Below are 22,971 nucleotides of genomic sequence, written 5' to 3'. Positions count from 1 at the left end.
ACCCACAATTTGAGTGCTAAACAAGGAGAATCATCAAGATGATGGTTCTTTTTTTATTGGGTTTTAACGGTTAAAACTTGGGGCGGCGTCGCATCGGGGGGATAGCGCAGTTGGATATTCACTAAACGGCGATCGCCTGGGGGCATTTCCAAGGTGACGAGGGGTTCTCCGGCTTGGCCACGCTTTTGCACAAGGTGGAAATAGTCGGTACGCAAACGGCCCGTATCATCTTTGTAGTTGACCCGCACTGGCCCCCGGAAAAAGGTCGCCGTCGGCAGGGGATCAAAAAAGCGCAAAGCCTCGTCGGTGGCATCTTGTTTGATGGGTGTTTCAAGGGCGATCGCCACGGTTTGGGTTGCCTCGGTGGGATTGTGGAGGGGCAGGGTCAAATCGTAGAGCACCCCATAGTTGCCGTGGGCGGCATAGGCAGTATCAGGATAGCGGCGCAACATTTCTGCCGTTTGGATTTGGCCCGTGCCATGGGTGCCGCCGACGAGGGTGCTAATGCCGTAGGAAAAAGCTTCCCCTGGGGCAGGAATCGTGAGATCCCAGGTGGGACTGTCATAAATTTGGGTTTTCCAAGTGCTGCCTTCAGAAACACCAGCCACCCGACCATAGATTAATCCCCCTGGAGCACCGGGAACGGAGGGAGGGCGATCGCGGGGGCTAGAAAGTTCCCCGGTTTCTAAGAGCGCTTGCCATTCTGCCAGGGTGGGAGGCCGGAAATCACCTTGACCATCGGGTTTTTCAAAGAGGGCTAAACTCGCCACATACACGGGGCCAGTGCTGTTTAACTCTAGGTAGGTCGAGCGGCCATTGAGGGGCGGTTCCAACTCCCGCACCGGAATCGGTAAATCAAAGATCATCTGGTAGCTATTGGGAGCAATCGTTAACTGCTTCGGGAACTGTTCTTGGAGACGACGGCGCAGCAGATTATCCATTACCCGACTGCCTGGCCCAGCGTAAACAGTCCCCCTCGGATTCGGCACTTGGGGATCGAGGGCAATAAAAGGGGCATCCGGTTGACTTAAATAACTGGCTCCATTGAGAAAATAAAGGGTAACGGGTTGATCGCTCGGATTGTAGGCGATCGCCCCAATGTGCAGACTGCGTAGATCCTCCGGGGAACCCTGGGCGACGTGGTGGGCAAACAGATCAAACCGTCCCGAAAAAGGAAAATCTAGGTGGGCATCTGGATGGGTTTTGCCAGTGGCGGGAAATGTGGACAGCAGAATTCCTTCCCCCAACACCTTTTCTGGGCTGTTGCTATTAAACACAGGGATTTGGTCTAACTGCCCTGGTAAAACTCGTACTTCCTGGGGACGGACAATTTCAACTGGGGGCGGCGCTTGGGCAACAAAGAAGGGAAAAAACATACCAACATTCCACACACATTGCCGCCCATTGTATTGAGTTTTTTCGCTTTTTGGGTAGTTACACGAGATTACGATCCGTGAGGATTTCGTAGCCTGTTTCCGTCACCAGCACCGTATGCTCAAACTGGGCCGACAGGGACTTATCGGGGGTAATCACCGTCCATTTGTCTTCGAGGGTAATGGTTTCCTTGGTTTTAGCATTGACAATCGGTTCGATCGCCAGCACCATGCCCGCTTCTAGGATGACATTGGGCAGGTCACGGGTACGGAAATTAAACACCGATGGCTCCTCATGGAGCGCTTGGCCGACCCCATGGCCTGTAAAGTCTTCCACCACCTGGTAACCGTAGCTGTGGACATGGTCTTCGACGGCCCCGGCAATATCCAGGAGCGTATTGCCTGCTTTTACCTGCTCAATGCCTTTGTAGAGCGCTTCTTCGGCTGCCTGCATTAGCCGTTTGGCCTCTGGTTTAATCTTTTTGCCAACGCCGACGGTAATACAAGAATCGCCATGGTAGCCATTGAAGAAGGCACCTGTATCGACTTTGACGATATCCCCTTGGTGGATGCGTTTATCGGCCCGGGGAATGCCATGGACCACTTCATCGTTGATCGAGATACAGATCGAACCGGGAAAACCGTAGTACCCTTTAAAGCTTGGTGCCGCACCCATTTCGCGAATCCGCTGTTCGGCATAGGCATCCACTTCGAGGGTGGTCATTCCTGGCTTGATGATCTCACTCACTTCCTTAAGGACGGTGGCGACAATCCGCGCCGATTGCCGCATAATCGCAATTTCAGCGGCGGTTTTGATTTTGACTTTGCTTTTTTTACGGCGACGGGGGAGGCCCACTTGGGCTTTTTTGGGTTCGGGAATGAGGAGGTTGAGTAACTGTTTCAATGGAGTACCTTGAGGAAATCAATGGCAGATTGGGCAATTATTGCGGCGGCGGGATCGAGATCCGCGACAATGCGCCGGGCATGGTAAAAATCTTGGCGATCGCCATTGAGGTAATCGTCTAATTTTTGGCCCGTAAACGAACCGTCGCGTAGCCCTAGCACGAGGATGATCGCCGCGAGGTGAGGTTCAGCAGCAAAGTCTGGGTGATCGACAAGGTTAACCCCGGTGCGATCGCCCCACCGGGTATAGTTTAACCGACCCGCAATTTTTACGAAGCCCCGGCCCTGGTAGCGCAGTCCATCACCCGGTTGGATATTCCCCAAATCGCGGCGACTTTCGAGGTTTGGGTCTGGGGTCGGCTCCACAAGACTGGCACCAAAATCGCCTGCATGGCCCGCCGTAGCGAGAATATAGGCCACCTGGGTCGGTTCGATGATCCCGCAACGTTGGCAAGTTTCTAAAAGCATCGGGATCGTTTTGCGGGCGGCATCCTGATGGGGATAATTTTCTAAGGAGGCAATCAGGCGATCGCCACAGCTTTTGAGGGGGCGTAGGGGCAAATAAACTTCCACCCATTGATTCAAAAGCGTCATCCAAGTTTGAGCACCAACGACGCCATCAATGGTTAATTCCGCAATCATCTGAAAGCGTCTAACCGCCTGTTCGGTTTGGGAACCAAAGTGACCATCAATGGGGAAATGCTCCAGGGACAGCAGCCGCTGCAACAAGCGTTGTAAATAACGCACCGAGGCGTGGAGTTGAGGCGTCGCTAAACCATCGCCCAAGTGAAGGATGGGATATTTGCGGTCACTGGCTTGGAAGTCCCCAGTGGCAAAATGTTGCAAATCAGCATATTTTTTGGCGATCGCCTCTTGATCCCAAACGAATTTCTCCAAAGCTTCCCAGGTGGACAGCCCCACAATGCCGTCGGCCACCAGTTTTTGGCGCACCTGAAAAAACTTCACCCCATTTTCCGTTTGCCGACCAAACTTTCCGTCCAGCTTAGCCGTTTCTGGGATAAATAAACCCCGTTGCAGCAATTTTTGCAGGTAATATACGGCCTGCTGTTGGGGCGAAATTTCAAAGCCAGCCCCCCGGCGCAACAGCAGTTTTTCGGGCCGATCTTGTTGTAAAAGGGAAGCGGGTTTCGGGGTCTGTTGGGGTGGAGGTTCAGCCGTCGCGGGAGAAGCTAAAAATAATTGTTGGTAACGTTCAATGGTTTGCCAGGTGCGGGGATCAACGGTGCCTGTTTTCGGCAATTTATTCGCCCGTTGAAATGACCGCACCGCCGCTTCCGTGGTGCGCCCAAAAATGCCGTCAATCACCGCTGAACGGGGTAAAAATCCGGCGGCCCGCAAAAAAGCTTGCAAATAACCCACATCATCATTGGCGATCGCCTGGCATTGCAGTTGCCGGGGGCGTTTGAGGGAGGGACGTTCACAAACAGTGGTGGCGGACTCACGGTGACGCTTCATACTATGATTGGGGGTGATGGGAGGGGCGATCGCCTTCCATTGTAAGAAATGAAAAAATAAACCACCGCCACCATGTTCAGAATTCTTCACTTCGCCGATATCCATATGGGCAGCGGTTTTTCCCATGGTCGGGTGAACCCAGAAACCGGCCTCAATTCCCGCCTCGAAGATTTTGAGCAGACCCTGGGGCTTTGTATCGACCGGGCGATCGCCGACCCCGTAGACCTCGTTATTTTTGCTGGGGATGCCTTCCCCGATGCCACCCCCGCCCCCTACATCCACGAAGCCTTTGCGGGCCAATTTCGCCGCCTCGTCGCCCACAATATCCCGGCAGTGCTCGTCGTCGGCAACCATGACCAATATTCCCAAGGCAATGGGGGCGCTAGTTTAAATATCTATCGCACCCTGGCGGTGCCTGGCTTTATCGTGGGCGATCGCCTCCGCACCCACACCCTCGAACTGCCCAAAGGCCCCCTGCAAATCATTACCCTGCCCTGGTTGAACCAAGCCACCCTCCTCACCCGGCAACAAACCGAAGGCAAAACCCTCAACGAAATCCACCAGATCCTCCTTCAGAAACTCGAACCGATTCTCGAAGCAGAAATTCGTCGTCTCAATCCCGAAATTCCCGCGATCCTGGTGGGTCATCTCATGGCCGACCGCGCCAACCTAGGGGCCGAGCGCTTCCTCGCTGTAGGCAAAGGCTTTAATATTCCAGTGGCTTTCTTGAACCGTTCCGAACTTGATTATGTGGCCCTCGGCCATGTACACCGCCACCAAAACCTCAACCCCAGCAATGATCCCCCCATCATCTATCCTGGCAGCATTGAACGGGTTGATTTTAGCGAGGAAAAAGAAGCAAAAGGCTATGTTTTAATCAACCTCCGCAAAGGTCACGCGAACTGGGAATTTGTGCCCCTCCCGGCCCGGGCGTTCCGCACGATCAAAATCGATGTGAGCGACGCAGACGAGCCAGAAACCGCAATTCTCAACGAAATTGCACAGGTTTCGATCACCGATACCGTTGTCCGTCTCATCTACAAAATTCGTCCCGAACAAACAGAACTCATCGACCAACGTGCCCTCAGAAAAGCCCTCAAAGCCGCCCACCAAGCTTCCATTCAAGCGGAACTGGTGAGCCAACTGTCCCGGCCCCGTCTACCGGAACTGGGCATTGGTCAATCCCTCGATCCGATGAATGCCCTAGATACTTACCTCACGAACCGCGAGGATTTGCAGGATATTGCCCTGGCTATGCGCGAAACCGCCACAGAACTGATGTCACAAACCTCAACTTGAAACTTAAAACACTAATGGCCAATGCCCACATAGCGGAACCCCAGGGTTTCGAGGGCGTCTCGGTCGAGGAAATTCCGGCCATCGATAATCAACCGATTTTGGAGGCGATCGCCTAACTGTCCATAGTCGAGGTGCAAAAATTCTTGCCAGTCCGTGACTAAAACCAGAGCATCACAGGTATCTGCTAACATTTCTGGGCTATCTTCGATAATTACTCCTGATAGGCCGTGGCCAATACCATTTTGGGACACAATCGGATCGTAGGCTTTCACCCGTGCTCCTAGACGATTAAGTTCTGCAATCAGCTTCAGGGATGGAGCATCGCGCATATCATCGGTGTCTGGCTTGAAGGTTAACCCCAACAAACCAATGGTTTTCCCCTTAAGAATTTTCAATTCCTGTTGGAGTTTTTCGACGACGATTAATTTTTGCCGATTATTCACCGTCACTGCCGCTTCGAGGAGTTGCGCCTGGTAGCCATAATCTTCGGCAGTGTGTACTAAAGCGGCCACGTCTTTCGGGAAGCAGGAACCGCCCCAACCCAAGCCTGCCTGGAGAAATTTATTACCAATGCGACTATCGAGGCCGATGCCCTTCGCCACCTGAAGAATGTCTGCCCCCACGCGATCGCACACATTCGCCACTTCATTAATAAAGCTAATTTTCGTTGCGAGGAAAGCATTGGCGGCATATTTAATCATTTCGGCGGAATTGAGATCGGTTTCCACCACCGGAATCGGTTTGGGATGTTCTGGCGCGCTAAATTGCCCTTGGATGAGGGGATCATAAAGCTGTTTCATCAAGGCGATCGCCTTGGAGTTGCTACTACCTAGAACAATGCGATCGGGGTTAAAAGTATCGAAAATTGCTGACCCTTCCCGCAGAAATTCGGGGTTACTAACCACATCAAACTGCACCGTATGGCCGTTTTGCTTCTGTTTGACTCCATCGAGGACAATCATCCGCACCCAGTCCCCTGAACCAATCGGAACCGTTGATTTGTTAACAATTACTTTGTAACTATCGGCGGGTAAATGTTCACCAATACCCTTCGCCACGGCCTCCACATAGCGGGTGTCGCTTTCCCCCGTTGGCAAGGCTGGGGTACCCACAGCGATAAACAGAATTTCCCCATGATTGACACCAAAACTGAGGTCTGTACTAAATTGCAAGCGTCCGGTGGCCATTTCTTGCTGCATTAGTTCCGCTAGACCGGGTTCATAAATCGGTGATCGCCCCGCCTGCATGAGTTTGATTTTCTGCTCATTATTATCAATGCAAATGACATCATGGCCCATGTGCGCCAGGCAAACCCCTGTGACCAAGCCCACGTAACCCGTTCCAATTACACAAACTTTCATCGCAATCTCTAGTGAATTTCTAGTGTTGTTGTCCGTTAGTTATTCTGCGAGGCGATCGCGGAAATAGGCGATCGTTTTTTCTAAGCCCACCTTGAGGGGCACCGTCGGCTGCCAATCCAAGTAGGTTTTAGCACGGGTAATGTCCGGTTGCCGTTGACGCGGATCATCCTGGGGCAGCGGCTCAAAGACCACCTCAACATCAGGATTGACCATATTCTGAATCGTTTGGGCCAACTCCAAAATCGTGTACTCATCGGGATTCCCTAAATTGACAGGGCCGATAAAGTCTCGGTTCATCAAACGAATCAAACCTTCGACCAAATCACTTACGTAGCAAAAACTCCGGGTTTGGGAACCATCCCCATAGACCGTCAGTGGTTTGTCTTGCAAGGCTTGGACGATAAAGTTACTCACCACCCGCCCATCATTCGGCAACATATTGGGGCCATAGGTATTAAAAATTCGGGCGACACGGATATCAACATCATTGGAACGGTGGTAATCAAAAGCCAGGGTTTCCGCCATCCGCTTCCCCTCGTCGTAGCACCCACGAACCCCAATTGGATTCACATTGCCATGGTAAGTCTCGGGCTGGGGATGGACATCTGGATCGCCATAGACTTCAGAGGTAGACGCCAACAGAATTCTCGCTTTGACCCGTTTGGCTAACCCCAGCATATTTAGGGTGCCCATGACATTGGTTTTAACGGTTTTGATGGCGTTGAACTGGTAATGGATCGGTGAGGCAGGACAAGCGAGGTGATAAACCTGATCCACTTCGAGGCGGATCGGTTCGGTGATGTCGTGGCGCACCATTTCAAAGTAGGGGTTGCCAATCCACTGCAAAAGGTTATGCTTGCGGCCTGTGTAAAAGTTATCGAGGCAAATGACTTCATGGCCTTCGGTCATCAGGCGATCAATGAGATGGGAGCCGATGAACCCTGCGCCGCCGGTCACTAGAATTCGCATGGTTAGTTCTGGAACGATGACTGTTCAGATGGTTTTCCTAACGGTAGCGAGAGATAGACACTTTGTCTAGCCATCTAGTTCTCCTTCGAGGATCGTGGCGATCGCCTGCCTGGTATTTTCTTTGAATTCGCGGATATTCACGTTATTGAGAATAAAAATGGCACTGAACATCCCCACGGCTTGGAGCACAAAAACAGAGCTGTAGGCCAAGAGGGGGGTTTGAAAAATTGCCCGCCCAATATCTAACACGACTCCCCCCATTAAAGTGGCGATCGCCCGGGACATCGCTTGGGCCAGCGCCCAGGTGCCAATGAAAGTACCAGCGGTTTCGGCGGCCGTGAGATCAAGCATTAAACTAATCGCGCCAATGGTGCCGATCCCCGTGGCCATCCCAAAGAGAACGAGGGCATATCTGAGGATCTGCGGCTGTTGGGTGAACCCTGCCAAAATGATTAAAAAGAAACAAGCCGCTGTGAGCAAACAACCTAAACGGGCAGTATTTTTTTTCCCTAGGCGCGGCACCACCAAAAATCCGGTCACGCTATACCCCACGAGGACACCGATCCCCCAGTAGGAATTAAGCAGGGTACTCTCGCCGATGGACATCCCAAACACTTCACCGCCATAGGGCTCCAGCACCGCTTCTTGCATAAATAGGCTGATTGTAAAAGTTACCAGAAAGCTAAAGAAAATGGCTGTTTGTGGACTGCTACGGACGACTTTAATAGAATCCCGAAAGGTGATTTGGTCTTCCCGCGTTGTGGGGGCAGTCCGCCGACTAAAGCGAGAATATTTGCGTTCGATCCCAAGGATACCGAGTAGCCCCAAACCAAAGGCGATCGCCGGCACGACTAGAAACAGAGAATTAATTGGCCCCTGTAAACTTTCGATGGGCGTATTCAGGAGCTTTTCCCCTTGGGTGATGATCGCTCCGGCATTGGCTCCCAGGATGACCCCGGCCTGTTGTACCTGATCGAGGAAAATACTGCCACTAATCCCGCCAATCACAACCCCCAGCAACAACATTGACCAGACCACCGCCACAATTTTTGAGCGATTATTTTCATCGGAAATATCTACCAACAGCGCCGTAAAGGGGGTGGATGTAGAACTGAGGGCAAGGCCATAGAAACCGAGCACTGCTCCCAGGGCGATCGCCCATAGCAACATCTCTCCAGACCAGGCCCAACCGCCATTTTCCCGCACCGCTAGGGCCAACTGCCAGACAATTTGTACCGCCACAAAAACCGCCGAACCGAACAACACCGTCCCAATCCAGACATAACCACTGCGGTGGAGCTTAAAAATCTTTTTGCTGTCGGACAGTTGCCCGAACCACACCCGCGCGGGGGCCATAAATTGTGGTACCGCCAAAGCCCCCGCCGTCACCGTCGCCGGAATATCCAGCTCACTAATCATCACCCGGTTGAGTACCGCCAGGGTCAACACCGCCATCAGACCCAAGCCCAGATTAAAAAGTCCCAGGCGAAACATGGTAAAGGGGCCAACAGTGGGTAAATTTTGCGCGGAGGTAGAGCTAAGTTCAGAAGTGGTCATGGGGCGATCGCCACAGGGCTTTAAGAATCACGGAAAACACCCTACATTCTAGAATGCATCGGCCTCGAATGCCCCTTCCAAGTAAGTAGCTAGGCGGAAACCCTGGGGGAAGGTTGCAGTTTTGCTATGGGTGACAAGGGCCACATCAAAGCGACAACCGTAGGTTTCATATTGGGGAAAATTGCCGAGAAATTGCATTGCCGCCCGAATGGTTTTGCGTTGTTTGCTGGGGGTGATCGCCAGTAAGCCTTGATGGTCTAAACTGCGCTGTTGTCGGGTTTTGACCTCTACAAAAGCGAGAATTTTTGTCTGGGCATGGAACGCCACCAAATCCAATTCTCCCCAACGACAGCGCCAACGGGTTGCGACAATTTGCCAACCTTGGCTTTCGAGGTGCTGCTTTACAAAAAGCTCTCCCTGCTCACCAACGGCAAGGGCCGCTAATTTTTCGGGTGAAGGGGTGTCGGCCATGGCAAATGCTTACATCCCTCCAGATTCTGAATAGCCCTGGAGATTTTCCGGATTTTGCTCCTGGAGTAGACGGGTCACCAAATCGCGATATTTATTCAACTCATATTTATAGATCACGAGGTATTTCCCTGCATTGAGGCGATTACGATAGGGTAGGGCATCGCCACTCCCCACCGCCAAGCCAACGGTTGTGCCGACGAAATAGCTCCCCATGGCCCCGCCAACAGCCCCAGCGAGACCCCCGACAATATGATTACCCGGTGTGCCAGCCCAGGCGAAGGTATCTAACCCCGTAATGTAATCGAAGACAAAACCCCCAAAGAAGCCGAAGGGGATTAGCCAATAGGCCATCAATTTTGCTCGCTTGCGCCCCTGCTTAGAGGGATCGATAAAGCCAAATTCATCGGCGGTTTGGTAGCCTTGACCAACAATAGCTAGATTTTTGGTGGGAACTTTAGCTTTTTCCAGTTGGGTATAGGCTTCTTCGGCGGTCATACGGTCTGGGAATACGGCGATCAGATAATTCATAGCAACGACAAACCAATGGAATCTTCAAAGTTTGATTGTAGGCGATCGCCTTGAATGATTCTTTGGGAACATCGACAAACAAGGCATGAAACCAAATTCACCGTAACTCTTTGGCCCTAGGATGAAGTGATAAGCGATTACCCTGTACAATCATGCCTGCCTTGATCCCCTTTCGAACCGTAGCATTGCTGATGGGCACCTCCTTATCCTTCATGGGGATATACACCCTGTCTAGCGATTTACCAGGATTGGCAGCAGTTCCACCATCCCTCACCACAGTACCGGAGACGGTTGATTTCCAGCAGCATTTCCAAGCCCTGGAAGTCGAGGGGTCGATCCTAATCTACGATCTGAAAGCCAACCGGACTTTTCAGTACAATGCCCACCGCAACCGCACCGCTTTTCCGGTCGCGTCAACTTTTAAAATTCCCAATTCCTTGATTGCCCTCGAAACGGGGGTAATCCCCAATGAGCTGGCGTTGCTCACCTGGGATGGGATTACGCGGGAATTACCGGTGTGGAATCGAGATCTGAATCTAAAGGAAGCCTTCAAATATTCGGCGGTATGGTTTTATCAAGTTTTGGCCCGCAGGACAGGCCATGACCGGATGAAACAGTGGATCGAGGCGATCGCCTATGGTAATCAAACCATTGGCACTCCAGAGAATATTGATCAGTTTTGGCTTAATGGCACATTACAAATCACGCCCCAAGGTCAAGTGGACTTTTTGCGCCGTCTCTATGCCAATGAGTTACCTTTCTCAGCTAAGGCGATCGCCACGGTCAAGGAAATCATGATCGCCGAGCAAACCCCCAATTACACGATTCAAGCAAAAACAGGCTGGTTTGGTTTTGGGAACCCCGAAGTTCAGAATATCGGTTGGTATGTGGGCTATGATGATGTGTACTTTTTTGCGACCAACATTGATATCAACAGTCCCCAAGATGGTTCCGCTCGCCTGGAGGTTACCCGTCGCTGTTTACAGGAATTGGGGATTTTGCCTTGACCGCTTCCGCCCTTCAGCGTGGCAATTGATCAATCGGCTGTATGCTTTCCACCGCACCATACTGTCCCAGGCAACTACAGGGTTGTCCGCCAGAGTTCTGTGGCGATGTGCTGCTGGATTGATAGCCATGATAACGACAATAGTCGTGACAACGTTCTTGTGGAGATTTGGGGCCGAGGTTGCCATTACCCAACTGATGGAGCAAGATAATCGCGATTGGTAGTAAGGTTGCCCATAGAGATAGCCAAAGGTGTTTGCTTTTAAACCCTGACCTCGCCTCTAATTTTTTGCCGACACGGTAGCCCGCTACGGTAATTGTTAGCCATGAGCCAGAGAATATTAACAAAAACAAGACAGATATCAGCGGCTCTATCCACGTTGGCCATGGATTGTCGCCAAAGACATATAACCAGAGTATTCCGAAGACAGTACCCATTATTATCCAAGTACCCAGTAGAGAGACAGAGAAGCCAGGTAATAGAAACAATAATGAGTAGATATAGCGCTGTTTCATCTAAAAGGTTTTGGGAGCCTCAGGTGAGGGTGGTGAGGGCGATCGCCAATTGGTCGATGTCTGCGGTGGTAGTGAAGTAGTGTGTACAGGCGCGGATACAGTCCGGGAAGCGGATCGTCCGGAGACAAAACCCCTGGGCTTCGAGGGCTTTGACAATATCACTGTGGCTTTGGGCTGTATCGACTTGAAAGGAGACTAACCCCGAAGCGGGTGGCGTAGCCTTGAGACATTGCACCTGGGGGATCGCGTTGAGTTTTTCCCAACAGTAGGCACTGCGATCGCAGATTTGTTGATAACGGCTGGCCGTATCGCCCCATTGTTGGTGGAAATGGATCGCCTCCATTAAGCCAACGTAGAGAGGATAAGCGGAAGTTGCGACTTCATAACGGCGGGCATCCTGGGCGAGGGCTACTTCAGTTGTTTTCTCCCACTGGGTTACCCCCCGCCAGCCAATAAAGGTCGGTCGATGCTGGGCGATCGCCTCGGTGGAAATATAAAGTCCGCCGACCCCAGCCGGGCCGCACCACCACTTATGACCCGTAAAGGCATAGAAATCGACCCCCAAGGCTGGCAAATCGAGGGGTAGCATCCCGAAGGATTGGGCCGCATCCACCAGCACCAGGGTATTTTGGCCATGGCAGAGGGTACAAATTTCCTTTAAAGGCAATATCTGGCCTGTATTCCAAAAAAGATGGCTAATCACCAAGAGGCGGGTTCGGGAGGTTAAATGTTGGGCGATCGCCGCCGTGGGATCACCGCCATTGAGGGTGTCAAAGAGGGGACAAATGCGAATCTTCACGTCGAAGCGGGCCGCAATCTCCTGGACAATGCCGACAATGCCTGGATGCTCACAATCACCGAGGAGGATTTCGTCCCCCGGTTGCCAGTTGATTCCCCAGAGGGCAATGTTGCAGCCAGCGGTTACATTTTCGGTGAGGGCAATATTTTGGGGTTGAGCTTGGAGTTCAGCGGCGATCACCCCCCGCAATTTTTGAATGATGCCCGTTTCCCATTGACCCTGGGCGAGGGAAAAAGGCCCCTGTTGTTCGCCCTGGTGATAACTGTCGAGGATGGCATTAAGGCTCGACTGGGGTAACGGCCCCTGGCCACCGTAGTTAAAGTAAGTTTTGTGGGCAAGGGCAGGAAACTGTTGGCGATGTTGGTGCAGATCGGGCATGGGAGAATGAATGAAATTATGGGGGTAAAAATGAACAGGGTTATTGCTGGGGCGAAAACTGACGGGTATTGGGATCGTAGCGCCAGGAAATATTATCGGGATCTTTGGCCTGACTCCATTCAGCAAAATTATCACGGCCCCGGCGTTTGCGGAGGGTACTGGGATGTACGGAAAAACGTTTCGCGAGTTCCGTTTGAATCATCGGTGCTGGCGGTGATTTTGGAGTTAAGGGTGGTGGCGTGGGTTCCTGGGGATCTGGCTCTGGGATTTCGGGATCACTGCCATTGAACATACTGCCCAGGGCACCGCTCGTCAAAAAATAATAAACAATGCCTGTTTTTTGATAAACCACAGCCTGGGCGGCGTACTCTTTTGCTTTGCGTTCGAGAAACCAACGGACATCATTCCCCGATAAGCCCGTAGCCAGGGTTAAGTCGGCTACGGTAATTTTCCCTTGGTTGGCTTCGATCAGGCGACGGAAATCGGGGGTGAGGGTGATTGAGAGTTGTTGCCAGCGGTACTGTTGCCAGAGATACCAGGCCACCACACAGGCGATCGCCACCACACAGATCGTCCAAACACTGAAAAATACAGTCATTAACAGGGTGCAGGGAATGATCAGGATCAAGGGGCTTTTCGCATCTTTCTCCATTGGTTTTGTCAGGCAGTGCTGGTGAGAAGGGTCTACTTGCTAAGTTTAAACGGGGTTGCTTAAATGGGGCTGCTCGATACAGACAATGTGAGGCGCTGGAACATGGTCTGGCGTGCTTGGCGGGCCAGTTGATCGTCGAGGGGATCAAGGTGAATTTCGGTGTTGTACTTCCGTTCCAGGGCTTTTTCGAGGAGCCAATCGGCCAGGAACGGATTTTTCGGTAGCAGTGGCCCGTGGGCATAGGTGGCGATCGCCTTTTGGTAGAATGCCCCTTCCCAACCATCTTCGCCGTTGTTACCGTAGCCCTTGAGGACTTTGCCTAGGGGTTGCACCTCTCCTAAGTAAGTACGCCCACCGTGGTTTTCAAAGCCGATGGCAATGAGGCGATCGCCAAGCTTGGCCTTTAATTCTGTGGCGAGGGGTTCGGCCGTGATTTCAAAGGCGACATTCCCGATGCAACGTTTTGCCCCAAAGCCTGGATGTTTGCTGACAAGATCTAAGATGCCGAGACCTTCGATGCGTTGGCCGAGGGCAGGTTCATAATATTTACCGAGCAGTTGTGGTGAGCCGCAGGTGAAGACCCCTGGCACTTGATCTTCGATGAGGGCTTTTAATTGTTCTGCCTTGGCCCCCTGGAGATCCCGCATGACAATCTCCTGTTGGCGGTCTTGGGCGCCGCCGCCCACAATCAAATCTACTTCTTCCCAAACGTTTAGGGGCGCTTCTTTATCGAGGGGGATCACTTCAACGGTAATCTGTCGCCATTGGGCCCGTTTTTCTAGGCAAATCACATTGCCGCGATCGCCATAGGTGCCCATGAGGGTGGGGTAGAGCCAGCCGAGCTTGAGGTGCATCGTCATTGAGCCATTCACCGAAAAAAAGAATGCCCCTTATCTTAACCCCTGGGGGTCAACTCCGAAAAAGGCGGGTGTATTGGGTTTCGTGGTTCATACTCGCCAAACTTAAACCCCAGGTACAGGCATAAAGATCCATCTCTTTTTGCGTCACCAAAGTTTCTGCCGTCTCAATAATTAGGGGTTGTAACTGGTAGATGATCCGTTGGCCCTGGGTCTGACCCAAGGGGATCATTTTTACTCCCGCACTCACCAAGTTACTCAGCCAGCTATGGAGATAACCTAAAACAGCTTGCTGCGGCTCAATGTCCCAGAGGGCGATCGCTATCCCAAAGGCGATCGCATAATGGCAGTTTTTGCCGATCTGCTCCCGGCAAGCCCCTAGCTGTGGTCGTTTGTTTTCGTCTAAATCCCCCAATAGTTTCAACAAACTATTGCCCATCTGGATACTTTGTTGCCGGAGTTCCTTGGTTTCCCGCGTCCCATTCAACCAACTATTCCAATACTGCAATTGGGTCAAATCATCAGCGGCGATCGCCTGTACAATCCGCAGCATAACGCTCACTTCAGCGCGGATCGAACCATAACGCAGGTGCAACCCCAACCAATCCTGAAAGCTTTCTATTTCAGGACATCCAGCCGACTCTACCAAATATTCCAAACCCTCCGAATAGTTATAAGCTCCAAGGGGAAAGTTTGAATTAATCAGTTGCCAGAGAATCAGTTGTTGCACCAGTGACCTCGTATGGACTAGAGAAAATCACGCTTAAGGTAGGGCCGCAGCACCTCTGGTACAGCCACCGTTCCGTTCGGTTGTTGATAATTTTCGAGGATTGCCGCCATGGTGCGACCGATCGCCAAGCCAGAACCGTTGAGAGTATGGACAAACTGGGTGCCTTTTTTCCCTGCTTCCTTAAAGCGAATCCCCGCCCGTCGCGCTTGGAAATCATAGAAATTAGAACAACTAGAAATTTCCCGGTAGATGTCTGCGGAGGGGAGCCACACTTCCAGGTCATAGCATTTCCCGGCACTGAAACCGAGATCGCCACTACAGAGTTCAAGAACGCGATAGGGCAGCTTGAGGGCTTGGAGAATCGCCTCGGCATTGGCAACGAGTTTTTCGTGTTCTGCCGCCGAGGTTTCAGGATGAACAAATTTTACAAGTTCGACTTTATTAAACTGATGCAGCCGAATTAGCCCACGGGTGTCTTTGCCATAACTACCCGCTTCCCGCCGAAAACAAGGGGTGTAGGCACAATGGTAAATGGGCAAATTTTCCGCTTCGAGGATTTCATCACGGTAGAGATTTGTGACGGGCACTTCAGCAGTGGGAGTTAGCCAGAGATCATCGTCGGCACAGCGGAAACTTTCCTCGGCAAATTTTGGCAGTTGTCCTGTTCCAGTAAGGGAGTCACTATTAATCAACACCGGGGGCATTACTTCCACATAGCCCGCCGCAATTTGCTGATCTAACATGAAGTTGATCAAAGCCCGTTCTAGGGCTGCCCCCGCACCGACGAGGCTCACAAAGCGACTTTGGGCAACTTTTACTGACCGGGCAAATTCGAGAATACCGAGCTGTTCACCGATTTCCCAGTGGGGCAAGATGTTTTCATTGGTGGGCTTATGTTCTTCTCCCCAGCGGCGCACTTCGACATTTTCAGTTTCATTGGTTCCTACGGGGGTGCTTTGATCCGGCAGGTTCGGCAGCGCTAACAGCAGATTGTAAATTTGGGCTTTGAGTTCTTTTTCCTGGGGTTCGAGGTCGGCGAGCTTTTGTTTGATTTCATTCCCCTCCGCTTTGAGGGTGGCAATTTCTTCGCCTTTGGGATCGGCACCGCCTTTAATCTTTTGGCCGATGAGTTTACCGATTTCGTTGCTGCGGGCCTGGAGTTGGCTGCGATCGCCTTCGAGGGTGCGTTGTTGAATATCTAGATCAAGAATCGGTTGAATATCGTATTCTCCCGCTTTACGGGCATCGAGGCGTTCTTGGACAAGGGTCGGATTGTCGCGGAGGAGTTTAATGTCTAGCACGGACTTTGCTTTGCTGCGGTTGAATCACCCAACATTATTCATGATGGGCTAGTAATAATCAATCAAATCCTGCTTGGTACTGTCTCTAGGGACACCTCTCTAACTCCCCTAACGGAATAGTCTACCCTCCGCCTTCGGCACCTCCCTCTAGGGAGGATTTTTAGAACTTTCCAGTGCACCGGCTAATTATCCCCTCCTGGGCTTATCTTGTAGGGGTTTAAAAACACAAAGCCCAAAAGAGAAAAATGACGTCAACAAAAAGATAATAAGAGCAAAAATGGAATTTAACCTTACCTTGACCCAACTCAGACCCCAGATAAAAAAAGCCTCCATCGGGCTTGCCAGTTGATTACCAATCAAGCAGGCTTATCATTCTCCCAAGCCTTGGGAAATGGCTTTCGGCAAACAATTGCAGGGATATTCGCTCGAAACCAACTCACGCCAAAGGTCATGCTATCAGGTCATCAACAGGAGACAATCAAACGGGCAGTCAAGAGTGAGGGTGAGTACATCATCGCTGTCCAAGATACGACCTATTACAACTATACGGGACATCAACAACTGTCAGGCATTGGCAAAATCCAAGGAAAAATCAAGGGTTTATTACAACACAACCTCATGCTGCTCAATCAACAAGGGATGCCGTTAGGGGTGTTCTATCAGGAATATTGGACAAGAAAAGGAGGCAGTATGGACTTGGCAGAGGGGGAAAAAGAAAGTGAAAAATGGTTTAAAGGATTAGAGGCCTTGAGAGAGGAAACCACCGAGGTAGAACACAAGATAGTGCTAGTGGAAGACAGAGAGGCAGATATATTTGACTTTTTCAAAGCGGAACGAGGCGACAAAATAGAACTATTAGTCAGGGTGCATGAACCGAGAAAGCTGGAATTGGTCAGGGATGGTAGGGTGACATCGTTGCCAGAGTTGAGTCAATATCTGCCGGAATATGGGGAAAAAACAGTACAGGTACGACGCAAGAATCGAGAAGTAGCAGTGAGAGTAAGGCTAAAAGCAGGGGAGGTGAATGTATATCCCCGGGCGGACTTGAGTCCAGCAAGGCATAAAACTCAAGGGTTATCGGTCGTGATAGCAGAGGAAATCGACTGTGTGGATGTCAAAACTCAGGAGAGAGTGGAGCAAGAGGCCGCAGGCACATCTTGGTTATTACTGACGAGTCTAGCTGTGGGCAATCGGGAGGAGGTGGAAAGAGTAGTGGAGTTTTATGCCATGCGTTGGCGCATTGAGCAATTTCATTTCACGTTGAAATCAGGAGGGTTAAGGGTAGAGAAATTACAGTTTGACGATGTGCATACCCTGACTAATGCTTTAAGTTTCTACTCTGTGATAGCGTGGCAGATAATGGCCATCACCTATCAAGTAAGGGAAAACCCAGAGCAAGTAGCGACAGAGGTACTACCAGAAGAAGAAGTGGCATTGCTGGAGAGAGTAACAAGGCGAAAAGTCGGGACAGCGAAAGATGTAATGGTGGCGTTAGGGAAACTAGTGGGTTTTGCACCGTCAAAACGACAACCTTTGCCTGGAACTAAAGTCGTAGGGCAAGCCCTAGAACGTTTTTATTTCATTAAACAGGGTTTTGAACAGTCTAAGGTTTCTCCCCTTCAAAACCCTACAAGATAAGCTCCTGGGAGGGGCTACGGGTGGGTTGACTGAGAACACCCCTCTAACTCCCCTACGAGGGGAGAATGGCACCCTCCGGTCTTCGACCACCTCCCTCAAGGGAGGATTTGGGCAGGGGGATTGCGACATTTTGCGGAGAAAGCACGCCTCTTTGGTATGATGCTGGGATTCTAAACATTTCTACATATAGAAGCGAACAACTCATGGCACCAGATTTCCCATGGTTGACGGCAATCATTGCCCTGCCAGCTCTTTCGACCCTATTGATCCCGTTGCTTCCTGATAAGGAAGGAAAAACTGTACGTTGGTACGCCCTAATCGTCGGTTTAGTCGATTTTGCGCTGATGTGCTTTGCTTTTTGGCAACATTTTGACCCCCAGGCGACTGAGTTTCAATTGGCAGAGAGTTATCGTTGGCTGCCGTCCTTGGGAATTCAGTGGAGTGTGGCGGTGGATGGCATTTCCGCGCCCCTTGTTCTCCTCGCTGGTTTTGTGACGACCCTCGCGATGTTTTCGGCCTGGCAAGTTAATCAACGCCCCCGGCTTTTTTATGCCTTGATGCTGCTGCTCTATTCGGCGCAGATTGGAGTATTTGTCGCCAAGGATTTATTTTTATTCTTCCTAATGTGGGAGATCGAACTGATCCCTGTGTATCTCCTCGTTTGTATTTGGGGTGGGAAACGTCGTCGTTATGCAGCGATGAAGTTTCTCCTCTACACAGCCGCAGCTTCTATTTTCATTCTCGTTGCGGCCCTGGCCCTGAGCTTGAATCTTCCCGGTGGCCCGAACTTTGATCTAGGGGCGATCGCCCAACAGGATTATCCTCTGGGATTACAAATGTGGCTCTATGCTGGGCTGTTAGTTTCCTTTGGCGTGAAGTTAGCGATTTTTCCTCTCCACACCTGGTTGCCCGATGCCCATGGCGAAGCTTCCTCTCCCGTTTCCATGCTCCTGGCTGGCGTCCTGCTGAAAATGGGGGGCTACGGTCTCATGCGCTTCAATATGGAACTGCTACCCGACGCCCACGTGCGGTTTGCGCCCCTGTTGGTGATTTTGGGGGTGGTCAATATTGTTTATGGTGCGTTTAGTTCCTTTGGCCAGACCAACATGAAACGCCGCCTCGCCTACTCCTCTGTGTCCCACATGGGATTTGTCCTGATTGGCATTGCCTCCTTTACGGATCTAGGGATCAATGGGGCGATGCTGCAAATGCTCTCCCACGGTCTGATTGCGTCGGTGCTCTTTTTCCTCGCGGGAGTCACCTATGATCGCACGAAGACGATGGTCCTCGCGGAAGTGGGGGGCCTTGGTCAGGTTATGCCCAAGGTTTTTGCGATGTTTACGGTGGGGGCTTTGGCTTCCCTGGCACTACCGGGCATGAGTGGTTTTGTGGGGGAACTCTCGGTATTTGTGGGCCTCGCCAGCAGCGATACCTATAGCGCAACCTTCCGTACAATTACGGTTTTCCTTGCCGCCGTCGGCGTAATCCTCACGCCCATTTATCTGCTCTCGATGCTCCGGGAAATGTTCTACACCCGCGAGATGGATCTCAGTTGCGATCTTGGTCAACCGACCAATGTGGCGATCGCCGGGAATGCCCCCGTGTGTTTTGGGAATGACTGCGTATTACCGAGCAATGCCATTTATGAAGATGCGCGGCCCCGGGAAATCTTTATCGCCACTTGTTTTACCGTTTTGATTATCGGCGTGGGACTCTATCCGAAACTGCTGATGCAAATGTACGATGCGAAAACCCAAACCCTCAATACCAGTGTGCGTCAGGCCCAGGCGATCGCCAAGCAACCCAGCGAACCCATCGCCGCTTTACAAGCCCCAGAATTAAGCCCCCTGCGCTAAATCTGTGTGCAGTTTTCAATGAAGTAATCTTCCTAAGTCCCCGATCCGTCGGGGATTTTTTTGTGCTTGAACCCGAGGCGCAAAAAAATAGAAGCGCTTCCCAGGGGAAACACTTCTAAATGTTCTATTTATCTAATTGCCCAAGGTGGGCCGAGAAATTCTAGTAGAGTTCTTCCTCTTTGTTAGTTTCGATGGTGACATCAGATTGAGGATAAGCAATACAGGTCAGAACGTAACCTGCTTCAATTTGATCATCATCGAGGAAGGACTGTTCGGATTGGTCAACAGTACCGGAAACGATCTTACCAGCACAGGTGGAGCAAGCACCGGCACGGCAGGATGCAGGAAGGTCATAACCAGCATCACCGGCGGAGTCTAGAATGTATTCATCATCGGGAGCGTCGTAGGATACTTCGCCGTCGGGAGTGATGAGTGTAACCTTATATGTAGCCATTAGTGTTTCCTCTGGTGTAACAGGGTGTTTACAAGGATTTCATCCGGCCATTCGTAGAGTGTGCTTGGGCCTAAGCCTTGGGCAACCCACTAAATGCCTTCTGAAATTGATGGATCATTTTCTGATGATAAAGGAAAACAAAAGAGAACGAATGTCGCATTAGGAATGAAGTTAGCCCACACACTTTATATAAGACTGACTTATGTTTTTTGGAGCAACAAAATTAGAGCAATAGAAGAATCCCTATAGCTTGCAAATCCGAGTGCTTCAGCGACCTAAGTCATGGAATGTGGTTATCGCCCCTTGTCATCTTCCTTTAAAACTGCATCAGGAATACTTATGCGATCGCCGATGGATCGCCCAATTAGTAGAGATCTTCTTCTTTGTGAGTCTCGATCACACAGTTAGATGTGGGGTAAGCGATGCAAGTGAGCACATAACCCGCGGCCACCTGTTCAGGGCTGAGGAAATTTTGATCACTCTGGTCAACGGTGCCCGAAATAAGTTTCCCGGCACAACTAGAACAAGCCCCGGCTCGGCAGGAATAGGGAATATCGATGCCTTGGTTTTCGGCTTCGTCGAGGATATACATATCATCGGGAACGCTGACGGTATATTCACCTTCGGGGGTTTTCAGAGTAACTTCGTAACTTGCCATTGCGGTAATGTAATTTTGCAACTAGGGTTTTCAGTTTCCATTAAACCCGTTTGGGGGCTCCGGGAAAATACCTGCCCCAGCAAGCACACAGCAGTTTGAGGAAAAAGCGTTAGGCGATGGCAAAATTTCGAGTGGGCATTGTCGGTACTGGTTACGCAGCTAAACGGCGGGCAGAGGCCTTTTTACGGGATGGACGGGCAAAACTAATGGCCGTGGCGGGTCAATGGCAAACGGCACGGGAGCAGTTCGCCAGCAACTATGATTTAGCGGCGATCGCCACCTGGGAAAACCTAATCCAGCGGGACGACTTGGATTTAATCGTTGTGTGTACGGTCAACCGACGCCATGGGGCAGTGGTGCGGGCGGCCCTCGAAGCGGGGAAACACGTAGTAGTGGAATATCCTTTGTCCCTCGATCCCACCGAAGCGGCTGAATTGATTCAACTGGCCGAGGCGAAAAAACGACTCCTCCATGTGGAGCATATTGAACTGTTGGGGGGACTGCACCAAACGATTCGGCAGACCTTACCGGAACTGGGCGCGATCACCTATGGCCATTACATTACCCTTGCTCCCAAAGCGAAAACCCTACCCTACTGGACATACCATTACGAGGATTATGGTTTTCCGTTTGTGGCAGCGCTCTCGCGGGTAAACCGATTGCTGGATCTCTTTGGCACGGTCGAAACAGTCACCGGGGCGGCCCAATTTCTCCCGGCGGAGTTGCCCGGCTATTATCAAAATTGTCTCTGTACGGCGCAACTGAAGTTTCAAAGTGGTGTGATTGCCCACCTCACCTACGGTAAAGGAGTCTTGATCCCCAAAGGCGATCGCCGTTTTAGTCTCTATGGCGATAAAGGCACTTTAGAATTCAACGGCAACCAAGGCACCCTAAGCCAAGGCGATCGCCAGACAAACCTCGATGCGGGCAGTCGGCGCGGCGTTTTCTTGCAGGATACGGTGGCAGTGCTGGATCATTTAACCGCAGGCAAACCTCTCTATATCCAGCCAGAACAAAGTTTGTACGCTCTCCAGGTGGCCGCCCAAATCCAACGGGCTGCCCTGGGCCAAACCTAAATATTTCCCCGACTTCACCGCTCTCGGCCCATGCCGCTCGATAAAATAGAGTCACGATTTACCTTGGGAAAATTATGGTTGCGTTGTTCTCTGCCCAACACAGGACAAAATTTTGGGGGCCAGTTCTGCTGCTGACTTTGATGCTGCTGAGTAGTTGTGGTGGTGGTGAAAATTCCCCAGAAGAGGCCGTTGTCCCTGAGTCTCAACCCCTGCCCACGGAAGAAATCCCCGTAGAAAATGCGCCCCAAGTTCCTAACGCGAAAAATAACAATAGCCCCCCCAAAGATAATCTGGTGGTGCAGGGGGAGCCGATCCAAAATGCGCCCGCCGACAGTGCCGCCCCCAAGATCACCAATAAAACGACCCTAGAGGCCGGGGCCTATTGCTACCGCACCGAAGAGCAAACCATCCAGGCGATCGCCGAACTGCTCGTAGAACCCACAAACGATGTCAGTGGCACCCTGGAAGCGACGATTACCAACGATGCAGCGGGCTACTACACTTCCTATAACCAGAGAATTGCCGGGGTCTTGGACACAGAAACCCTAAGCGCCGCCGTTGTCACCAACATTGAAAACGATGTGCAAAACTCCCAGGAAACCTGGACGTTGAATCGGAATGTGTTTAGCAATGGCCGGGATATGAACCTGAAGCGGGTGAGTTGCGAAGAAATTATCGCCCTGAAAGCTAACCGCAAAAATAGTCCCTAGTGGCTGTGGTCATGGCTGGGTTCTGCCAGCGGTGCAGCGGTGGGCATTGTTGAGTTTTCGCTCGGTAAACTGTGCTGGTGGGGTTCGTTGAGGGTCATATTTTGCCGCCCAAAGGAATAAAGCCCCATGGAAACGGCCCCCACACTCAAGGCTCCCATGGAAACCAGGCCACAGGAAATCACCCCCATCGCCACAACTCCTAGGGAAATAATGCCGTGGGTCGCGACCCCAATCGCAACGATCCCGTGGGCAGAGATACCAATTGCAATGGTGCCGTGGGCGGAGATGCCAATGGAAAGAAATTTGGTTTTCGAGAGGGGAGAAGGCTTGGTGATTTGGGTTTCTGGGTTAAAAGTCGTCATCGGTACTGCACAAAATAATTTTTAAAAAAGAGGATTTAAAAC

22 protein-coding genes are annotated in these 22,971 nt (G+C 51.4%); 6 read left to right on the top strand and 16 right to left on the bottom strand.

From position 1 onward, the window contains the following. Positions 1-53: 53 nt before the first annotated feature. From AWQ23_RS11665 to AWQ23_RS11655, 3 genes are read right to left on the bottom strand one after another with little or no spacing between them, the layout of a single operon-like run. Positions 54-1,376 (bottom strand): DUF3370 domain-containing protein, encoded by a 1,323-nt coding sequence (locus AWQ23_RS11665; RefSeq protein ID WP_062435625.1) that lies wholly within the window; start codon positions 1,374-1,376, stop codon positions 54-56. Positions 1,377-1,434: 58 nt separating this feature from the next. Beyond that, the gene (gene map / locus AWQ23_RS11660; RefSeq protein ID WP_062435622.1) at positions 1,435-2,277 is read right to left on the bottom strand and encodes a type I methionyl aminopeptidase; all 843 of its coding nucleotides are present in this window, start codon (positions 2,275-2,277) and stop codon (positions 1,435-1,437) included. Then, positions 2,274-3,857, bottom strand: a complete 1,584-nt coding sequence (locus tag AWQ23_RS11655; RefSeq protein ID WP_198158651.1) for a peptidoglycan-binding protein — start codon at positions 3,855-3,857, stop codon at positions 2,274-2,276. The genes map and AWQ23_RS11655 overlap by 4 nt, the downstream gene beginning before the upstream one ends. Between AWQ23_RS11655 and sbcD the strand changes: the two genes are divergently transcribed. Next, positions 3,825-5,051, top strand: coding sequence for an exonuclease subunit SbcD (gene sbcD, locus AWQ23_RS11650; RefSeq protein ID WP_062435615.1), 1,227 nt, complete (start codon positions 3,825-3,827; stop codon positions 5,049-5,051). The two genes, AWQ23_RS11655 and sbcD, sit on opposite strands and share 33 nt — an antisense overlap. An 11-nt stretch (positions 5,052-5,062) precedes the next feature. Here the strand turns inward: sbcD and AWQ23_RS11645 are convergent, their stop codons facing one another. The 5 genes from AWQ23_RS11645 to AWQ23_RS11625 form a co-directional block, all read right to left on the bottom strand. Next, positions 5,063-6,412 (bottom strand): UDP-glucose/GDP-mannose dehydrogenase family protein, encoded by a 1,350-nt coding sequence (locus AWQ23_RS11645; RefSeq protein WP_062435613.1) that lies wholly within the window; start codon positions 6,410-6,412, stop codon positions 5,063-5,065. Positions 6,413-6,451: 39 nt separating this feature from the next. Further along, complete coding sequence (locus tag AWQ23_RS11640; protein WP_062435610.1) at positions 6,452-7,381, bottom strand: UDP-glucuronic acid decarboxylase family protein; 930 nt, start codon at positions 7,379-7,381, stop codon at positions 6,452-6,454. A gap of 66 nt (positions 7,382-7,447) precedes the next feature. After that, the gene (locus AWQ23_RS11635; protein WP_062435607.1) at positions 7,448-8,938 is read right to left on the bottom strand and encodes a BCD family MFS transporter; all 1,491 of its coding nucleotides are present in this window, start codon (positions 8,936-8,938) and stop codon (positions 7,448-7,450) included. 48 nt (positions 8,939-8,986) lie between these two features. Continuing rightward, complete coding sequence (locus tag AWQ23_RS11630) at positions 8,987-9,409, bottom strand: YraN family protein (protein WP_062435604.1); 423 nt, start codon at positions 9,407-9,409, stop codon at positions 8,987-8,989. A 9-nt stretch (positions 9,410-9,418) separates the two neighbouring features. Beyond that, positions 9,419-9,937 carry a hypothetical protein gene (locus AWQ23_RS11625; RefSeq protein ID WP_062435601.1) on the bottom strand — a complete coding sequence of 173 codons (519 nt, stop codon included), beginning with the start codon at positions 9,935-9,937 and terminating at the stop codon, positions 9,419-9,421. Positions 9,938-10,089: 152 nt separating this feature from the next. On the opposite strand from AWQ23_RS11625, the gene blaOXA reads away from it, so the two are divergent. Beyond that, positions 10,090-10,944 carry a class D beta-lactamase gene (gene blaOXA / locus AWQ23_RS11620; protein ID WP_062435599.1) on the top strand — a complete coding sequence of 285 codons (855 nt, stop codon included), beginning with the start codon at positions 10,090-10,092 and terminating at the stop codon, positions 10,942-10,944. Positions 10,945-11,477: 533 nt separating this feature from the next. Here blaOXA and AWQ23_RS11615 read toward each other — a convergent pair. The 5 genes from AWQ23_RS11615 to serS form a co-directional block, all read right to left on the bottom strand. Beyond that, positions 11,478-12,635 carry an aminotransferase class V-fold PLP-dependent enzyme gene (locus AWQ23_RS11615; RefSeq protein WP_062435595.1) on the bottom strand — a complete coding sequence of 386 codons (1,158 nt, stop codon included), beginning with the start codon at positions 12,633-12,635 and terminating at the stop codon, positions 11,478-11,480. Between the two features lie 40 nt (positions 12,636-12,675). Next, positions 12,676-13,233 carry a hypothetical protein gene (locus AWQ23_RS11610; protein WP_223209904.1) on the bottom strand — a complete coding sequence of 186 codons (558 nt, stop codon included), beginning with the start codon at positions 13,231-13,233 and terminating at the stop codon, positions 12,676-12,678. A gap of 113 nt (positions 13,234-13,346) precedes the next feature. Next, positions 13,347-14,141 (bottom strand): type 1 glutamine amidotransferase, encoded by a 795-nt coding sequence (locus AWQ23_RS11605; RefSeq protein ID WP_062436667.1) that lies wholly within the window; start codon positions 14,139-14,141, stop codon positions 13,347-13,349. A gap of 55 nt (positions 14,142-14,196) precedes the next feature. After that, complete coding sequence (locus tag AWQ23_RS11600; protein ID WP_062435592.1) at positions 14,197-14,874, bottom strand: urease accessory protein UreF; 678 nt, start codon at positions 14,872-14,874, stop codon at positions 14,197-14,199. A gap of 17 nt (positions 14,875-14,891) precedes the next feature. Further along, on the bottom strand, positions 14,892-16,175 hold the full coding sequence (serS, locus tag AWQ23_RS11595; protein WP_062435590.1) for a serine--tRNA ligase: 1,284 nt from the start codon (positions 16,173-16,175) through the stop codon (positions 14,892-14,894). 345 nt (positions 16,176-16,520) lie between these two features. Here serS and AWQ23_RS11590 point away from each other — a divergent pair, with 345 nt between their 5' ends. Continuing rightward, a complete protein-coding gene (locus AWQ23_RS11590; RefSeq protein ID WP_062431542.1) occupies positions 16,521-17,813 on the top strand; it encodes an IS4 family transposase in 1,293 nt (430 codons plus the stop codon). A gap of 203 nt (positions 17,814-18,016) precedes the next feature. Then, positions 18,017-19,669, top strand: coding sequence for an NAD(P)H-quinone oxidoreductase subunit 4 (locus AWQ23_RS11585; RefSeq protein ID WP_062435587.1), 1,653 nt, complete (start codon positions 18,017-18,019; stop codon positions 19,667-19,669). Positions 19,670-19,829: 160 nt separating this feature from the next. Here AWQ23_RS11585 and petF1 read toward each other — a convergent pair whose 3' ends face one another. Both petF1 and AWQ23_RS11575 read right to left on the bottom strand, forming a co-directional pair. Further along, the gene (petF1, locus tag AWQ23_RS11580) at positions 19,830-20,123 is read right to left on the bottom strand and encodes a ferredoxin PetF1 (protein WP_012307922.1); all 294 of its coding nucleotides are present in this window, start codon (positions 20,121-20,123) and stop codon (positions 19,830-19,832) included. 364 nt (positions 20,124-20,487) lie between these two features. Continuing rightward, entirely contained in the window at positions 20,488-20,781 is a 294-nt protein-coding gene (locus AWQ23_RS11575) for a ferredoxin (RefSeq protein ID WP_012307921.1), read from the bottom strand. 116 nt (positions 20,782-20,897) lie between these two features. On the opposite strand from AWQ23_RS11575, the gene AWQ23_RS11570 reads away from it, so the two are divergent. Continuing rightward, positions 20,898-21,857 (top strand): Gfo/Idh/MocA family protein, encoded by a 960-nt coding sequence (locus AWQ23_RS11570; RefSeq protein WP_062435585.1) that lies wholly within the window; start codon positions 20,898-20,900, stop codon positions 21,855-21,857. Between the two features lie 74 nt (positions 21,858-21,931). Further along, positions 21,932-22,567, top strand: coding sequence for a hypothetical protein (locus tag AWQ23_RS11565; protein WP_062435581.1), 636 nt, complete (start codon positions 21,932-21,934; stop codon positions 22,565-22,567). Here the strand turns inward: AWQ23_RS11565 and AWQ23_RS11560 are convergent. After that, the gene (locus AWQ23_RS11560; RefSeq protein WP_062435579.1) at positions 22,564-22,929 is read right to left on the bottom strand and encodes a hypothetical protein; all 366 of its coding nucleotides are present in this window, start codon (positions 22,927-22,929) and stop codon (positions 22,564-22,566) included. The two genes, AWQ23_RS11565 and AWQ23_RS11560, sit on opposite strands and share 4 nt — an antisense overlap. Positions 22,930-22,971: the final 42 nt, after the last annotated feature.

Origin of the sequence: Picosynechococcus sp. PCC 73109 (assembly GCF_001521855.1) — a bacterium.
Classification (GTDB): domain Bacteria; phylum Cyanobacteriota; class Cyanobacteriia; order Cyanobacteriales; family MRBY01; genus MRBY01.
The sequence above is the reverse complement of the archived record's forward strand: the minus strand, read 5'-3'. Positions and strand labels throughout refer to the sequence as shown.

Coding starts and splice junctions, on each gene's coding strand:
- AWQ23_RS11630 (WP_062435604.1), bottom strand. CDS start 9,409: ATGGCCGACACCCCTTCACCCGAAAAATTAGCGGCCCTTGCCGTTGGT.
- AWQ23_RS11570 (WP_062435585.1), top strand. CDS start 20,898: ATGGCAAAATTTCGAGTGGGCATTGTCGGTACTGGTTACGCAGCTAAA.
- AWQ23_RS11605 (WP_062436667.1), bottom strand. CDS start 14,141: ATGCACCTCAAGCTCGGCTGGCTCTACCCCACCCTCATGGGCACCTAT.
- AWQ23_RS11655 (WP_198158651.1), bottom strand. CDS start 3,857: ATGGATATCGGCGAAGTGAAGAATTCTGAACATGGTGGCGGTGGTTTA.
- petF1 (WP_012307922.1), bottom strand. CDS start 20,123: ATGGCTACATATAAGGTTACACTCATCACTCCCGACGGCGAAGTATCC.
- AWQ23_RS11560 (WP_062435579.1), bottom strand. CDS start 22,929: ATGACGACTTTTAACCCAGAAACCCAAATCACCAAGCCTTCTCCCCTC.
- AWQ23_RS11635 (WP_062435607.1), bottom strand. CDS start 8,938: ATGACCACTTCTGAACTTAGCTCTACCTCCGCGCAAAATTTACCCACT.
- AWQ23_RS11665 (WP_062435625.1), bottom strand. CDS start 1,376: ATGTTTTTTCCCTTCTTTGTTGCCCAAGCGCCGCCCCCAGTTGAAATT.
- AWQ23_RS11575 (WP_012307921.1), bottom strand. CDS start 20,781: ATGGCAAGTTACGAAGTTACTCTGAAAACCCCCGAAGGTGAATATACC.
- AWQ23_RS11610 (WP_223209904.1), bottom strand. CDS start 13,233: ATGACTGTATTTTTCAGTGTTTGGACGATCTGTGTGGTGGCGATCGCC.
- AWQ23_RS11640 (WP_062435610.1), bottom strand. CDS start 7,381: ATGCGAATTCTAGTGACCGGCGGCGCAGGGTTCATCGGCTCCCATCTC.
- blaOXA (WP_062435599.1), top strand. CDS start 10,090: ATGCCTGCCTTGATCCCCTTTCGAACCGTAGCATTGCTGATGGGCACC.
- AWQ23_RS11565 (WP_062435581.1), top strand. CDS start 21,932: ATGGTTGCGTTGTTCTCTGCCCAACACAGGACAAAATTTTGGGGGCCA.
- AWQ23_RS11645 (WP_062435613.1), bottom strand. CDS start 6,412: ATGAAAGTTTGTGTAATTGGAACGGGTTACGTGGGCTTGGTCACAGGG.
- AWQ23_RS11615 (WP_062435595.1), bottom strand. CDS start 12,635: ATGCCCGATCTGCACCAACATCGCCAACAGTTTCCTGCCCTTGCCCAC.
- AWQ23_RS11585 (WP_062435587.1), top strand. CDS start 18,017: ATGGCACCAGATTTCCCATGGTTGACGGCAATCATTGCCCTGCCAGCT.
- sbcD (WP_062435615.1), top strand. CDS start 3,825: ATGTTCAGAATTCTTCACTTCGCCGATATCCATATGGGCAGCGGTTTT.
- AWQ23_RS11625 (WP_062435601.1), bottom strand. CDS start 9,937: ATGAATTATCTGATCGCCGTATTCCCAGACCGTATGACCGCCGAAGAA.